General features: G+C 57.6%; 12 protein-coding genes. 6 read left to right on the top strand and 6 right to left on the bottom strand.

Annotated features, from left to right (window positions below; translation table 11 throughout):
* The first annotated feature begins 279 nt into the window (after window positions 1-279).
* From ACUUL3_RS13665 to ACUUL3_RS13680, 4 genes are all read left to right on the top strand, one after another.
* The gene (locus ACUUL3_RS13665; protein ID WP_448552217.1) at window positions 280-1065 is read left to right on the top strand and encodes a c(7)-type cytochrome triheme domain-containing protein; all 786 of its coding nucleotides are present in this window, start codon (window positions 280-282) and stop codon (window positions 1063-1065) included.
* Between the two features lie 5 nt (window positions 1066-1070).
* On the top strand, window positions 1071-1403 hold the full coding sequence (locus ACUUL3_RS13670; protein WP_448552219.1) for a hypothetical protein: 333 nt from the start codon (window positions 1071-1073) through the stop codon (window positions 1401-1403).
* Entirely contained in the window at window positions 1403-2188 is a 786-nt protein-coding gene (locus tag ACUUL3_RS13675; protein WP_448552221.1) for a c(7)-type cytochrome triheme domain-containing protein, read from the top strand. The genes ACUUL3_RS13670 and ACUUL3_RS13675 overlap by 1 nt, the downstream gene beginning before the upstream one ends.
* A 198-nt stretch (window positions 2189-2386) precedes the next feature.
* On the top strand, window positions 2387-2830 hold the full coding sequence (locus ACUUL3_RS13680; protein ID WP_448552223.1) for a DUF3617 domain-containing protein: 444 nt from the start codon (window positions 2387-2389) through the stop codon (window positions 2828-2830).
* Window positions 2831-2865: 35 nt separating this feature from the next.
* Here the strand turns inward: ACUUL3_RS13680 and ACUUL3_RS13685 are convergent, their stop codons facing one another.
* From ACUUL3_RS13685 to ACUUL3_RS13710, 6 genes are all read right to left on the bottom strand, one after another.
* The gene (locus ACUUL3_RS13685) at window positions 2866-3960 is read right to left on the bottom strand and encodes a M24 family metallopeptidase (protein ID WP_448552226.1); all 1095 of its coding nucleotides are present in this window, start codon (window positions 3958-3960) and stop codon (window positions 2866-2868) included.
* Between the two features lie 12 nt (window positions 3961-3972).
* Window positions 3973-4233, bottom strand: a complete 261-nt coding sequence (locus ACUUL3_RS13690; protein ID WP_448552228.1) for a hypothetical protein — start codon at window positions 4231-4233, stop codon at window positions 3973-3975.
* Between the two features lie 79 nt (window positions 4234-4312).
* Entirely contained in the window at window positions 4313-4906 is a 594-nt protein-coding gene (locus ACUUL3_RS13695; protein WP_448552229.1) for a DUF6657 family protein, read from the bottom strand.
* 156 nt (window positions 4907-5062) lie between these two features.
* A complete protein-coding gene (locus ACUUL3_RS13700) occupies window positions 5063-7153 on the bottom strand; it encodes a bifunctional aldolase/short-chain dehydrogenase (RefSeq protein ID WP_448552231.1) in 2091 nt (696 codons plus the stop codon).
* Between the two features lie 58 nt (window positions 7154-7211).
* Window positions 7212-8159 carry a calcium/sodium antiporter gene (locus tag ACUUL3_RS13705; protein WP_448552233.1) on the bottom strand — a complete coding sequence of 316 codons (948 nt, stop codon included), beginning with the start codon at window positions 8157-8159 and terminating at the stop codon, window positions 7212-7214.
* A 177-nt stretch (window positions 8160-8336) separates the two neighbouring features.
* Window positions 8337-9062, bottom strand: coding sequence for a hypothetical protein (locus ACUUL3_RS13710; protein WP_448552235.1), 726 nt, complete (start codon window positions 9060-9062; stop codon window positions 8337-8339).
* Window positions 9063-9320: 258 nt separating this feature from the next.
* On the opposite strand from ACUUL3_RS13710, the gene dnaG reads away from it, so the two are divergent.
* Window positions 9321-11090, top strand: a complete 1770-nt coding sequence (gene dnaG, locus ACUUL3_RS13715; protein ID WP_448552237.1) for a DNA primase — start codon at window positions 9321-9323, stop codon at window positions 11088-11090.
* Window positions 11091-11171: 81 nt separating this feature from the next.
* Window positions 11172-12797 (top strand): RNA polymerase sigma factor RpoD, encoded by a 1626-nt coding sequence (gene rpoD, locus ACUUL3_RS13720; protein WP_448552239.1) that lies wholly within the window; start codon window positions 11172-11174, stop codon window positions 12795-12797.
* The last annotated feature ends 28 nt before the right edge of the window (window positions 12798-12825 follow it).

The following is a 12825-nucleotide window of genomic DNA, read 5'->3' on the forward strand; positions in this document are numbered from 1 at the left end:
CGCGGCGATTGTAAAAAACACGATTGCAACGACCAGTGCTCCGTAGCTCTTTGAGCCGTCGCCTCGGGCCGCTGCATTTCAAAGGCTTTTGCGAGGCCGTCAATTTTTCCGGGGCATCAGAGCGCCATAACATACCAGGAGCCGGCCCTTTTGGGAAGGGCACCCAGCGATTTCCCCCGGGAAATCAAGCCAAGCCCAACCCTCCTTCCTTTTTCTGCCGCACTTTTTCATTGACACGGTTTTTCGCTTTCATATAGCATCGATTCTATAGGAGGCATTATGAAAAAATCACTTTTTTTCGCCGGGTTATTCCTGTTTCTTCTTGCCGGTTTCGCCCTGGCCCAGACCGGAGTCAAAAAAAGAAGGCCTCTCCCCTACGAGTATGGTCGCGTCGAGCTGAACAATTTTTCCCAGCCGGCGGGCCGCGCCCCTGTTGTCTTTGACCATTGGCTGCATCGCGCCAAATTTACCTGCCGCTTGTGCCATGTGGATATCGGCTTTGCCATGAAAGCCGGCACCACGGGCATCAAGGCGGTAGACAACATGCAGGGCTACTACTGTGGCTCCTGCCATAACGGCAAAAGCGCCTTTGCTGCCTGCACCACCGATCCCGCCCAGCAGGATCCCGCCAGGTGCGACCGTTGCCATTCCCTGGGAAAGAAGGTGGTGAAACAGTATGATTTCCGCACCTTCACGGAAGGTTTCCCCAAGGGCCGCTTCGGCAACGGCGTTGACTGGGAACTGGCGGAAGAACAGGGAAAGATCACGCCCGTCGATTTTCTGGCCGGGGTTTCCATCCACCGCGATTCCCTGGCCGTGCAAAAGGATTTTGATCTTTCCGCCAAGGTGGAGGGAATGCCGGACATCATCTTTTCCCATAAAAAGCACACGGTGTGGAACGGCTGCGAGGTCTGCCACCCGGAGATCTTTATCGGCGTCAAAAAGGGCAAGACCCAATACTCCATGGCAGAGATCTACGAAGGCAAATACTGCGGCATCTGCCACGTCAACGTGGCCTTCCCGCTCCTTGACTGCCAGCGCTGCCACGTAAAACCGGTGCAGTAGACGCCATGTACGCACTCACTTCGCGGCGACTATCTTCATTTTTACTTGGCCTGCACCTTGCTTGCGCCGTTGCGTTTACCGGCAATGTCGGCCTCTCCCTTGCCGCCGATGACTGGAAGACGGAATTCAACGCCATCTGCGGCCAAACGCAAAATGCGCTCGGCTTTTCCGTCGATGAACTCGACAGCCTCATTGGCCGCTGCGATGCGCTGAAGCCCCGTATCGAAGGGCTGGCCGACTCCCAGGCCTCGGAACGGAAGGTATTTCTGCAACGGCTGAAAATGTGCAGAGAATTCTACGCCTTTGCCCTGAGTTCAAAGGCGGCAAAGGATCCCTGATGGCCAAAAAAGCTCTTTTTCTCCTCTGGTTTCTCTGCATCCCTGGGTTTCTCCAGGCGGCCGGCAATATTCCCGAACCGCAGAACCTGGGGCTCGTCATCCTCAACAACTACTCCCAGCGGGCCGGTCTTGCCTCGGTGGTCTTTGACCATTGGCTGCACCGATCTCTGTTCACCTGCCGCCTCTGCCATATGGATGTCGGCTTTGCCATGGAGGCCGGAGAGACCAGGGTCAGGGCCGACCTCAACATCCAGGGCTTCTATTGTGGCGCCTGCCATGACGGCAAAAAAAGCATTGAAGGGAACACCATTTTCGCCGCCTGCGCGGAACAGTTCAGCGAGGAAGAAGGCAAGCGCTGCGCACGCTGCCACTCCCTCGGCAAACTTGAGGCGCGCAAGATTACCTTTAACACCTATAGCGAGAGGCTGCCGCGCACCGCCGGCCACTCCATCGACTGGGAAAAGGCGGAAGAAGATGGCACCATCAAGCCGGTCGATTTCCTGGAAGGCCTCTCCGTGAAACGCGACGCCCTGAAGGTCCAGGAGGATTTTTCCATCGAATCCCAGGCCTCCTGGGCGTCTGATGTCATCTTTTCCCATAAGAAGCATGCCAGCTGGAACGGCTGCGCCCTCTGCCATCCCGGCATCTATGCCAGCACCAAGGCGGGGACGGTCAAATACTCCATGTTCCAGATCTATGAAGGCGAATCGTGCGGGGTGTGCCATGGCAAGGTGGCGTTCTCCCTCTTTCTCTGCGAAAAATGCCACACAAAGCCGGTGCGCTGAGGCGTTGCCGCGGGCATCCCTCTCCTCTTGCCGGCCGGCACAACACGCGTTGCCAGACTCTCTTTCCCCTCCACGCCGCCCGGCCCGAAGGAGCATTCTGGCCGCGGCCGAAAAACCCCTTGTCCTTTTCCGGCCGGGACGATTAAAAATCCCTGGCGGTTCTTCCCGTCAATTCCATAACAAAAGGAGCAATGGAGAATGCCTTACCCAAAAGCCGCTTTCACAATTTTTGCCCTCGCCTGTCTTTTTCTGACCACGGCATGCTCTTCCTCGCCGCAAGGGCCTGATATCGACGAGGGGAACTGGGAAATCAGCACGAAATTGGAAATGGCCGACATGCCCTTTGCCATTCCGCCGGTTACCTATACCATGTGCCTGGGCAAGAAAGACCTGATCCCCCAACAGGAGGTCCAGACCCAGGAGAACAACTGCGCGGTGACAAGCCAAACCGTCCAGGGCGACAGCGTCAGCTGGACGGTTGTCTGCGATACCCCGGAGGGAAAATCGACCAGCACGGGAACGATCACTTACAAAGGGGACAGTTTTGACGGAACCATGAAGGTTGAGGCCGGCGGCATGCCCACCATGACCCAGAGCATGAACGGCCGCCGCCTGGGGCCTTGCGGCAGGCAGGTTGACTGAGGGCGGAAGAAAGGCGGAACGGCAAGGGCATCGCCTCAGAGATCGAGAAAAGTGCTGTCCTGATTGAGAAGGCGGCAGCCCTTCTCTTCGATGACCGCCATATTCTCCAGGCGGATGCCGCCCCAATCCGGGATATAAACCCCCGGCTCCACGGTCACCACCATGCCGGCGGCCAGCGGTTTCCGGTTCCGGTAGTTGAGGGAGGGCCCCTCATGTACGTTGAGGCCGACTCCATGGCCAAGGCCGTGGCCGAAACGCTCACCAAGGCCTGCCCGCTCGATGACGCTCCGGGCGATCTTGTCCACCGCCTGGCCGGTGATGCCGGCCCGCAGGCTGCGCAACCCCGCCAGTTGGGCCTTGCGCACCAGGCGGAACAGCGCGACCGTTTTGGCATCCGGTGTGCCCAGGACCACGGTCCGGGTCATGTCGGAACAGTAGCCGTCCAAAATCAGCCCCATGTCGATGACGATGGTTTCCCCTTCCCGCAGCGCCCGTTGCCCGGGAACGGCATGGGGGAGAGCGGCATTGGGCCCCGAAGCCACGATGGTATCAAAGCTGGGACCGCTGGCGCCGAGAAGGCGCATGGCGGTTTCGATCTTGCCGGCCACCTCCTTTTCGGTCTGACCAGGCCGGAGGGTCTTGTACACTTCCTGAAAAACCTTTTCGTTGAGGCGCACCGCGCTCTCGATTTTGGCCAGTTCCCCGGCATCCTTGACCAGGCGCAGCTCCTCGACAAGACCGGTGAGCGGCACCAGCTCCACCTGTATCTTTTCCGCCAGGGAACCAAGGGTCTGTGAGGAGGAGTGGAGAAAATAATGGCTCTCAAAGGCGAGCCGCCTGACTTTGCAGCGCCTGAGGAGGGATCGGAGCAAGGGAAAGAGGCCGCGGGGGTAAAGCTTGACCACGAAGCCTTCGGCTTCGCGCTCGGCCTGCAGAAAAAACCGGGAGTCGGTGAGAAGAAAGGGATCCCCCCCGCAGGGGATCAGCAGGACCCCGGAGCTTTCATTGATCGAATGATCCGTGGCGGTGTAACCGCTCAGATAACGGCGGTTCTCCGGCTGGGTTATAAGAACGGCGTCCAGCTTGCGACGCTTGAGGCCATGGCGGATCCGGGCAAGGGCTTCACGCACGGGAATCGCCTATCAATGCATGAAGTGGACGAAGATCTTCACGCCAAAACGGTACAGCTTTCCGTGCAATTCCTGGATCGCCTTGCTGAAATCCGCCTGCCCGAAGTCGACCTGATAGCGAAAGGGTTTGTCCAGCACCGAGAGAAAGCCGAGGCAGGGCTTGTTGTAACGCGCCTCCGAGCCGGCCCGGTACCAATCATGAAAACGTTTTTCAATCTCAGGCAGATCCTTGGGATCTGCCTCTTCCACGTCAAGCCAGATTTCCGCTTCCACAGTGCATTCTCCTTCGCGCAGAACCGGGAAAAGCCCCTCCTCCGGGAGAGACGTTTCCGCAATCTGTCCGCCGCCGAACTCAGCGGGTCAGATGTTGTTCGACAAGGGCCTTGAGCTGCTGCAAGGCCCGACCATACTGCTCGTCAAGCTGGGACTGGATCCGGCCCCACTCTTCCTGAAACTTGGGATGCTGCGCCGGCTGCAGCTTCATGGCAACCCCGGTCTGCTTGGCCAGATTCTTTTCCATCATCTCCATCTGCTGGGCAAACTGCGCCTCCAGCTGCTGCTTGAGCTGCTCCCCGTGCTGGCGGTAGCCGTCGAGAATCTTCTTCATTTCGGAAAAAACCTGGAGCAACTGCCCGTCACCCCGCCCCAGTTCGACCAAGCCGTGCATGGCCTTTTCCGCGGTTCCCTGCTTTTCCGCCTCCCTGGCCAGGAAAATATTGCGCAGCAACGACTCCACCGCCCCCTTCTGCACATGCGGCAAGTCTCCGGGTGCCATGGAACCGAGTCTTTCCGTAAGGCTTTGCACCTCGTCGCGCATAAAGGCGGCTGCCAAGCGCATTCCCTCCTTGCCCTTTTCTTCGGCGGCAAAATCGGCGTCTCCCGCCTGAGCGGCCATCTGCGCCGCCCTCTCCATAACCATCTCCATGGTGCTCTTGATTTCCGCCATGGGAAACAACCTCCTCTCTATCGCAGCATGCCGCGGTCCGCGGCCTGAGCTGATCCTGGGGAAAATTCTCAATTTCGCCGAACAATACACCAATGATCCCGCCTTTTCTAGCAAAGAGTCGCTGGCGGGAAAAAGCTCCGGACATGGCCGCGCCCCTTAGCGCGGAAAAGCCTCCATGATTCCGCCGTCAACGGGCAGGGTGGCCCCGGTGGTGGGCGTTTGCTCGCTGGCGAAAAAAACCACCGCATTGCCGACATGATCGGCATGCACCGTGGTCTTCAACAAATTCCGTTGCCGGTAATACTCTTTCAACCCATCCGGATCAAGGTTGCGGGAGCGCATGCGGTCCGGCCCCACCACATCCCAGAGCCCCGAGGAAACCCCGGCGTCGGAAAAAATCGCATCGGCATTGATCATATTCACCCGCACGCCAAGTTCGGCAAGCTCCAGGGCGGCAATCTTGCCAAGCTGATGCGCGCCGGCCTTGGATGCGCTGTAGGCGCCAAAGGAGGCGCCGGGCGCAAAAACATTTTTCGAACTGTTGATGACAATGCTGCCTCCGGTTTCCTGCCTGCGGAAGACCGGAATCGCCGCCTTGATCACCTGGAACACCCCCAGGCAATTCACCTCCAGGACCTGTCGGAAAGTGCTGTCGGAGAGGTCTTCGAGCTTGGCCACATGGGCGATGCCGGCATTGGGCACCAGGATATCCAGGCCACCGGCGAGGGAAATCAGGGTTTCCATTCCCGTAGCCACCGAGGCCTCGTCGGTCACGTTCATGACCAGCGGGGAAACCATGCGCTTGCCGAAGGAATCCGCCAGCTTCTCGCACACAACCTGGAGCCTCTCCTGATCGATATCGGTCATGAAAACCCTTGCCCCAGCGGCAAGAAGCTGGCGACCGATCCCCATGGCAATTGCGCCTCCCCCGCCGGTGACCAGGGCGATCCGGCCCTCAAGGGGTTTGGGCTTGGCCTTGCCGAGCTTGGCCTGCTCCAGAGACCAGTATTCCATATCGAAGATAAAATCCCGGGACAGCTCGTGATAGGGGCCAAGAGCGGCGCCCCGCAGCTTCGCGGCGATGGTGTGCTCGGCAATATCCGCGGCGATTGCCGCCTCCTTGGGGGTGAACCCCGCCGCGACAATGCCCAGACCCGGGATGAGAATCACCCGTGGCCTGTTGTCGAGCTTGCTGCGACGCACCCCCTTTGCCGCCACCTGCTCGGAAAAATAGCGGTCATACTCCTCCTGATACCCGGCAAGCCCCTTGCCGACGGCAGCCTTGATCCCGTCCTCCGCCAGACCAGCCACCTCAAGCCAGAGGGGATAATTCTTGGTCCGGATCACATGATCCGGAGTGAGGACGCCGGTGGTGAATATTTCCTTGGCCTTGGCGCCGGCCAGGGCGGCGAGGATATTTCCATTCGTGCGGAGATGCAGATGAAAGGTCCGCCTGCGGCCAGTTTCCTCCACATAGCTTAAGGCTCCGCGCAGAAGAGGCAGCGCAAGGGCGGCTGACGGTGCCTTACCGGGACGCACGGGCTTCCCCTTTTGTTCCGCCTGCCTCTTGGCGAGATAGGCCTCGGCGCGGCTGACGCAGTCGATCATCCGCCCATAGGCGGTTCTGGCGTCTTCGCCAAAGGTGAAGATGCCGTGATTGCGCAAAATGATGCAGTCCACTCCTGGGTTTGCCTCATAGAGGTCTGCCATGGCCTTGGCCAGGGGAAATCCCGGCATGATGAAGGGCAGAACGGCGATATTTTCCCCCATGGCCGCCTGAAGATGCAGCTCGGCATCCGTCAGGTTGGTCAGGGTGACGATGGCGTCGGCATGGGTATGATCGATGAACTTCGGCGGCAGAAAGGCATGCACCAGGGTTTCGATGGAGGGGTTGGGAGAGGAGGCATCCAGCAGATGGGTGCGGAACTGATTCACCATCTCCTCGTCGTCGAGGGAGGAAAGAACGCGGAGCTTGCGCAGGTAGGCAAGGTCAAGGGCGGGAAACCCCTGGGGCTCGATGCTGCCCAGATCCCAGCCGCTGCCCTTGACATAGAGAACCTCCTGCTCCTCCCCGAGCAGATTTTTCACCACGCTCTTCACCGAGGTATTGCCGCCCCCATGCAGGACCAGCTCATCCTCCGCGCCGATGAGCCGGGAGGTATAGACCCTGAGCGCCAGTTCCGCCGGCCAGCCGCCAAAAGCCTTTCCCGCGGCATTTGCTTCCTGCTCGTTATAACGGTTCTTCATGCAATCGGTTCTCCACAAGAAAGGCGGCAGGATTCCGGCGCCTTATTTTTTGCGCTTGTCACCCCAACAGACACAGATACCCCCCATACCCCAGAAGCAGTCCCAATCCGTGCCAGCGCCTGATCCCGTGCCAATGGGCGCAGATGGGCCACAACACCGCGGAGAAGATTATCATCACCGGCAAATCCCTTGCCAGCAAACTTGAGGGAAGGGCAAAAGGAGTGAGCGCCGCCGTGGCGCCCATGACCATGAGCAGGTTGAAGAGATTGCTGCCCACCACGTTGCCCACGAGAATCTCGGTTTCCCGCTGCCGCACCGCCGCAATGCTTGAGGCAAGTTCCGGCAGCGAGGTGCCCACGGCTGCCAGCGTCAGCCCGATTACCAACTCGGAAACCTTGAAGTAGAGGGCAATGTCCACGGCCCCGTCGATGAAGAGGTCGGAGCCGATGACCAAAAAAATCAGGCCCAGGAGGATGAGGGCCACTATCCGCCCCAGGGAAACGGACCCGTCCCCGATCGTACCATTTTCCCGTTTATTTCTGGCCTCCCGTCGATAGGAGAGAACGGTATAGAGCAGCAGGACGGTCATGAAAACCAACCCTTCCAGACGAGTAAAATGACCGCTCCAGCTGAAGGCGGCCACGGCAAAGCTGGCCGCCAGCAGGAGATAGAGATCCTTCGCCAGCAGGGAGAACCGCACTTGCAGAGGGAGAAGCAGCGCGGAAATACCCAGGATCAACCCCACATTGGCAATGTTGCTGCCCACCACGTTGCCGATCATGATATCGGGATGCTGCCGCAGGGTGGCGGCCAGACTGACGAACATCTCCGGCATGGACGTGCCGAAGGCCACCACGGTCAACCCGATGAGCAGCGAGCTCATCCCCAATCGCCGAGCCAACCGTTTCGCCCCGGCAACCAGCAACTCGCCGCCGCAGACCAGGAGGGCCAGCCCCCCGGCCAGGGACAAGAAAGCAAACCAGATGGATGAAAAATTCTGAGTCATTTTTACAATCTACACAAAAATCCTGGATCCTGCCTGTCCATTTTCAAAACGCCGCCTTCCCTCGGCGATGCCCACGGCGCGCGGAATACTGGCGATCCTGCCGGCGGGTGGGTGGCAGGCGGTTCAGGAAGATCGTGAAAATTTTCAGGAAATCCGGATCGCTCTTTTCATTCTGCCCTAGGATTTTTCCAGGCCGAAATGCTCGGTGCGCCGCATATAGGCCTCGTAGGCCAAATTTTTAAGGGGACGGCGGATACGCCGCAGGGGCAGGAGGGGCGGCACAATGGGCAATGATTTTTCTATGGGTGCCGGAGGATGCACCCGCATCCTTTCCTCCAGATCCCCGACAGAGCTTAAACCGAGGCCTCCGTCAAGGGAGTTGCCGCCGACAGAGGCCGGGGCATCCAGCGACCGTAAAAAGGTCATGATATTTCCCAGATCATGCTTGCGGTAAAAAAGCTTGATCTCCTCCTCGATGGTTTCCCGCTCTTCCTGCAAGTCGCCGAATTTTTCCCGATAGACGGTCACATGACGCACCAGGGTTTCGTAACTGTTCAGGATGAGATTTTTAAACCTGGCCCGCATGGTGAAACCGGCGGCCCTTACCCCGGCAAAGACACGCTTGCGGATGGTGGGAGACTCAAGAAGATAGGGATCATAGAAGATTTTTTCCGTAAGCCCGGCCAGCTTAAGAAAATCCCGGATCAGATCTTCGTCGCGCAGGAGGATATAAATCCGTACCAGATCGAGACAAATCTGCTGCTCCACGGTAAATGACTGCTCCCGGATCTGCCGGTCCAGTTCTTCCTTGTTTTCCTCAATGACCTTCCGGAAACCGAAATAGCGATCCGCCAATTCCTTTTTGACCTCATAGGCAAGAACCTTTGCTATATCAGTTTCCACAGAGAAACCCCAATAGATGGAAATTTAAGGAAATTTTCGCGAATCCCCGGTTTGCCCGTCCTCAATTCCCCACCGCGAAGCCGGCAATGGTTTAATTATTTAATAAAATTTTAAGGCAAAACGCGCTAAAAACTTGACTTTTCAACATTTTTTCCTTGACACAAGCCGGAAATGGATTAGAGATACAATCAAGCCTGTATTATAACCTAGTCAAGGATGGTTCCGCACCTTCCTTTTGCAGAGGAGTTTTTGATCGGTATGGCTGTATATCAAACCGAAGATACAGTCCAAATCATCAAAGAAACCGCTGATATCGCGGAAGTCATCGGTGAACACGTCAACCTCCGGCGGGCAGGCACCAACTTGAAGGGCCTGTGCCCGTTTCACTCGGAAAAAACCCCCTCCTTCACCGTCAATCCCGACCGGAAAACCTATCATTGCTTCGGCTGCGGCGAGGGCGGCGACGTCATCACCTTCATGATGAATTTTCACCGTTTCAGCTTTGCCGAAGCACTGAAAGAGTTGGCCCGCAAGTACAACATCGCCTTGCCGGAAAAGCCCCTCAATCCTCAGGAACTGGACAAAGCCCGCAAACGCGAAGCACTGCATGCGGCCAACGAAAAGGCTGCCGAGATCTTCCACCGGCATCTCCTCTCCGAGCCGGGGGCGCAGATAGCCCGTGACTATTTGCAAAAAAGAGGTATTCCCAGGGAGATCACCGAGGAGTTCCGCCTTGGCTTCGCCCCGGACAGCTGGAATTTTTTGGGCAACGCCCTGGCCAAGGAAAAAATCCCCCCTGACACCGCAAAGGACGCCGGGCTTCTGGTCCCCAAGGAAAAAGGCGGCTTCTACGACCGCTTCCGCAATCGAGTGATGTTTCCCATTTATGGGCCCACCGGCCGACCCATCGGTTTTGGCGGCAGAATTCTGGATGATGGCCAGCCCAAATACATGAACTCACCCGAGTCCGTGATTTTTGACAAAGGCAGAACGCTTTTCGGAATGTATCAGAACCGGGAGCATATCCGTCAGGCCAGGATCTGTATCGTGGTGGAAGGCAACTTCGACCTGCTTTCCCTGGTGGTGCACGGCGTCCGTAATGTTGTCGCTCCCCTGGGCACGGCCCTGACCCAGGCCCATGTCCGCGCCCTGAAAGGTTACAGCGATGAGGCCATCCTCCTTTTTGACGGCGACCAGGCCGGGGTCAAGGCCGCCATGCGCGCGGTGCCGCTCTTCTTGACCGAGCAGGTGACCGCCAAAATCGCCATCCTGCCTCAAACCCACGATCCGGACACCTATATCAGAAAATTCGGCAAGGATGGCCTTTTGAGCCTTCTCGCCTCCGCCATGCCCCTGCCTGAATTCCTGTTCGACAAGCTTGTTGATGAACATGGCCTGACCGTGGCCGGCAAGGCAAAAATCGTCGCCGAATTGCGGGAGGTTATCAAGTCCATTGGCGATCAGCAGCTGCAGCGCACCCTTTTTGTCTCTCATTTCAGCAAAAAACTTGGCCTCACCACCCAGCAACTGCTGGACGGGGTCGTCTCCGCGCCGCCCCCCCCCAGTCAGCCAAAAGCGTTTTCGCCTCAGGGGGCCGCCAGGACTGAGGCCTTACCCATGAAACAACGTCAGCTGCTGGAGTTCATCACTGTGTATCCGGAGTATCTCCTCGCCTTTCTGGCAGCGGGAATTGAAGAGATTGTGGTCACCGAGTTCGGCCTCAATATTCTTGCCCTGCTTAAAAAACTGCCGGATCTCCAGGGCGGCCCGGAACAGCTGCTCGACCTGGCCTCCGGTCCCGAGCGGGCTTTTATTTCCAAGCTGCTCATTGCCACGCCCTCGCATTCTGATGACATGAAAGAGAATATGGCCAGGGAAATGCTCAACTGGCTTAAACAGAGCAGTCTCAAAGCAAAAAAAGAACGCCTTATCAAACAAATCAATGAGGCCCATCAGACACACAATGAACAGCTCTGGATGGAGCTGATGACCCAAAAAAAACAAATGGATGAAGCGATGCATTCGTGACGTCCTGTCAGTGAATCGGGAGTTTTGTTAAGTTAAACGTTGGGGACGCATTAACTTAAAAACCGAAGGAGCTCGGTGGGGATGAAAAAGGCTATGGTGAGACAGGGAAAGGGTGGCAAAAAACTGAAGTTGAGCGCCAAGGAAATGGCAAAAGCCCTGGTGGAGGAGGACGCCCTCCTCGAAGCCGAAGGAGGAGAAGAACAAACCAGCTGGGCAGGCGCGCAGCCCAATGATGACCTGGCGGATTTCTTTGATCTGGACCTCAACAGTGACGACGAACAGGAAGAAGGCGTGGCGCCGGCCATTGAGGACGATGGCGGCGCCGGCGAAGGACTGATCTCAAAGGGTCGTGACCTCTCCGGAAGTCAGCTGGATCCGGTAAAGGTTTACCTGCAGGAGATGGGATCCGTGGCTCTGCTTTCCTCCGACAAGGAAACCGAGATCGCCAAAAATATTGAGGAAGGGGAAAAACTCATCCAGGACACCCTGCTCGTTACCCCCCAGGCCATCGATTACCTCCGGGAGGTTTCGGACAAGATTCTCACCGGCAAACGGACCATTGCCGACGTTCTCCGCGGCCTGGACGAAGCCAATGCCCAGGCCACCGAAGAACGGAAAGAACGCTTTCTCTGGCAGGTTGGCGAAGCGCACCGCTTAAACGAGGAAATCTCGGCCTTCCGCCTCGACCTCTTCGCCCCGTCAACAACAAAAACAGAGGCCCAGAAGATCAAGATCCGCATCAAACGAAACAGCAAGGCCATTGCCAAGCTTTTTGAAGAGGATCGCTTCAGCGCCAAACATCTGTCCGCCATAATCAGGCGGCTGCGCAAGCTCGCCGCAAAACTGGAACCGCCCGCCCAGATCAAGAACGACCCGGGCAAGTATCCGCTCTTCATGCAGGGGTGCATCAGGGCGCATGGCATTGATCACGAATCGCTTGTCGCCCTGCTCAACGAAATAAACTCCGGCGAAAAGGTCAGCCGCGAGTCGAAAAATGCCTTGGTGCAGGCCAACCTCCGCCTTGTGGTCAGCGTGGCGAAGAAATACGCCAACCGCGGCCTGCAGTTGCTCGACCTGATCCAGGAAGGCAATATCGGCCTGATGAAGGCCGTGGAAAAATTCGAATACCGCCGGGGCTACAAATTCAGCACCTATGCAACCTGGTGGATCAGGCAGGCAATCACCCGGGCCATTGCCGACCAGGGTCGCACCATCCGCATTCCTGTGCATATGATCGATACCATCAATCGCCTCCTCAAGGGTGCGAAAGATTTTCTGCGGGAAACCGGCCGCGAGCCGACCCCGGAAGAGATGTCGGAACGGCTCGACATCGACCTGGCCAAGGTGAAAAATATTCTCAAGATCGCCAAGGAGCCGCTCTCTCTCGATACCCCCATCGGCAGCAGCGAAGACAGCTATCTGGCCGACTTCATCGAAGATGTCGATTCCATCTCCCCGGACGAGGCAACCATCATGGAAAGCCTGCGGGAGAGCCTGCGCAACGTGCTCAGCACCCTTTCCCCCCGGGAAGAACTTGTTTTACGCATGCGTTTCGGCATCGACACCTCCGTTGATCTGACCCTGGAGGAGGTTGGCGAAAACTTTTCCGTGACCAGGGAGCGGATCCGGCAGATCGAAGCCAAGGCGCTGAAAAAACTGAAACATCCAACGCGGCGCAACCTGCTTTTCGCCTTTTACAACGACTGAGTCACCATCCACGGACAATAAAAAAAGG

The organism is Thiovibrio sp. JS02, from assembly GCF_053485635.1.

What these genes read in the sequence shown, in the direction of transcription:
- ACUUL3_RS13665 (WP_448552217.1), top strand. Translation starts at nt 280, where the DNA reads ATGAAAAAATCACTTTTTTTCGCCGGGTTATTCCTGTTTCTTCTTGCC.
- ACUUL3_RS13670 (WP_448552219.1), top strand. Translation starts at nt 1,071, where the DNA reads ATGTACGCACTCACTTCGCGGCGACTATCTTCATTTTTACTTGGCCTG.
- ACUUL3_RS13675 (WP_448552221.1), top strand. Translation starts at nt 1,403, where the DNA reads ATGGCCAAAAAAGCTCTTTTTCTCCTCTGGTTTCTCTGCATCCCTGGG.
- ACUUL3_RS13680 (WP_448552223.1), top strand. Translation starts at nt 2,387, where the DNA reads ATGCCTTACCCAAAAGCCGCTTTCACAATTTTTGCCCTCGCCTGTCTT.
- ACUUL3_RS13695 (WP_448552229.1), bottom strand. Translation starts at nt 4,906, where the DNA reads ATGGCGGAAATCAAGAGCACCATGGAGATGGTTATGGAGAGGGCGGCG.
- ACUUL3_RS13700 (WP_448552231.1), bottom strand. Translation starts at nt 7,153, where the DNA reads ATGAAGAACCGTTATAACGAGCAGGAAGCAAATGCCGCGGGAAAGGCT.
- ACUUL3_RS13705 (WP_448552233.1), bottom strand. Translation starts at nt 8,159, where the DNA reads ATGACTCAGAATTTTTCATCCATCTGGTTTGCTTTCTTGTCCCTGGCC.
- dnaG (WP_448552237.1), top strand. Translation starts at nt 9,321, where the DNA reads ATGGCTGTATATCAAACCGAAGATACAGTCCAAATCATCAAAGAAACC.
- rpoD (WP_448552239.1), top strand. Translation starts at nt 11,172, where the DNA reads ATGAAAAAGGCTATGGTGAGACAGGGAAAGGGTGGCAAAAAACTGAAG.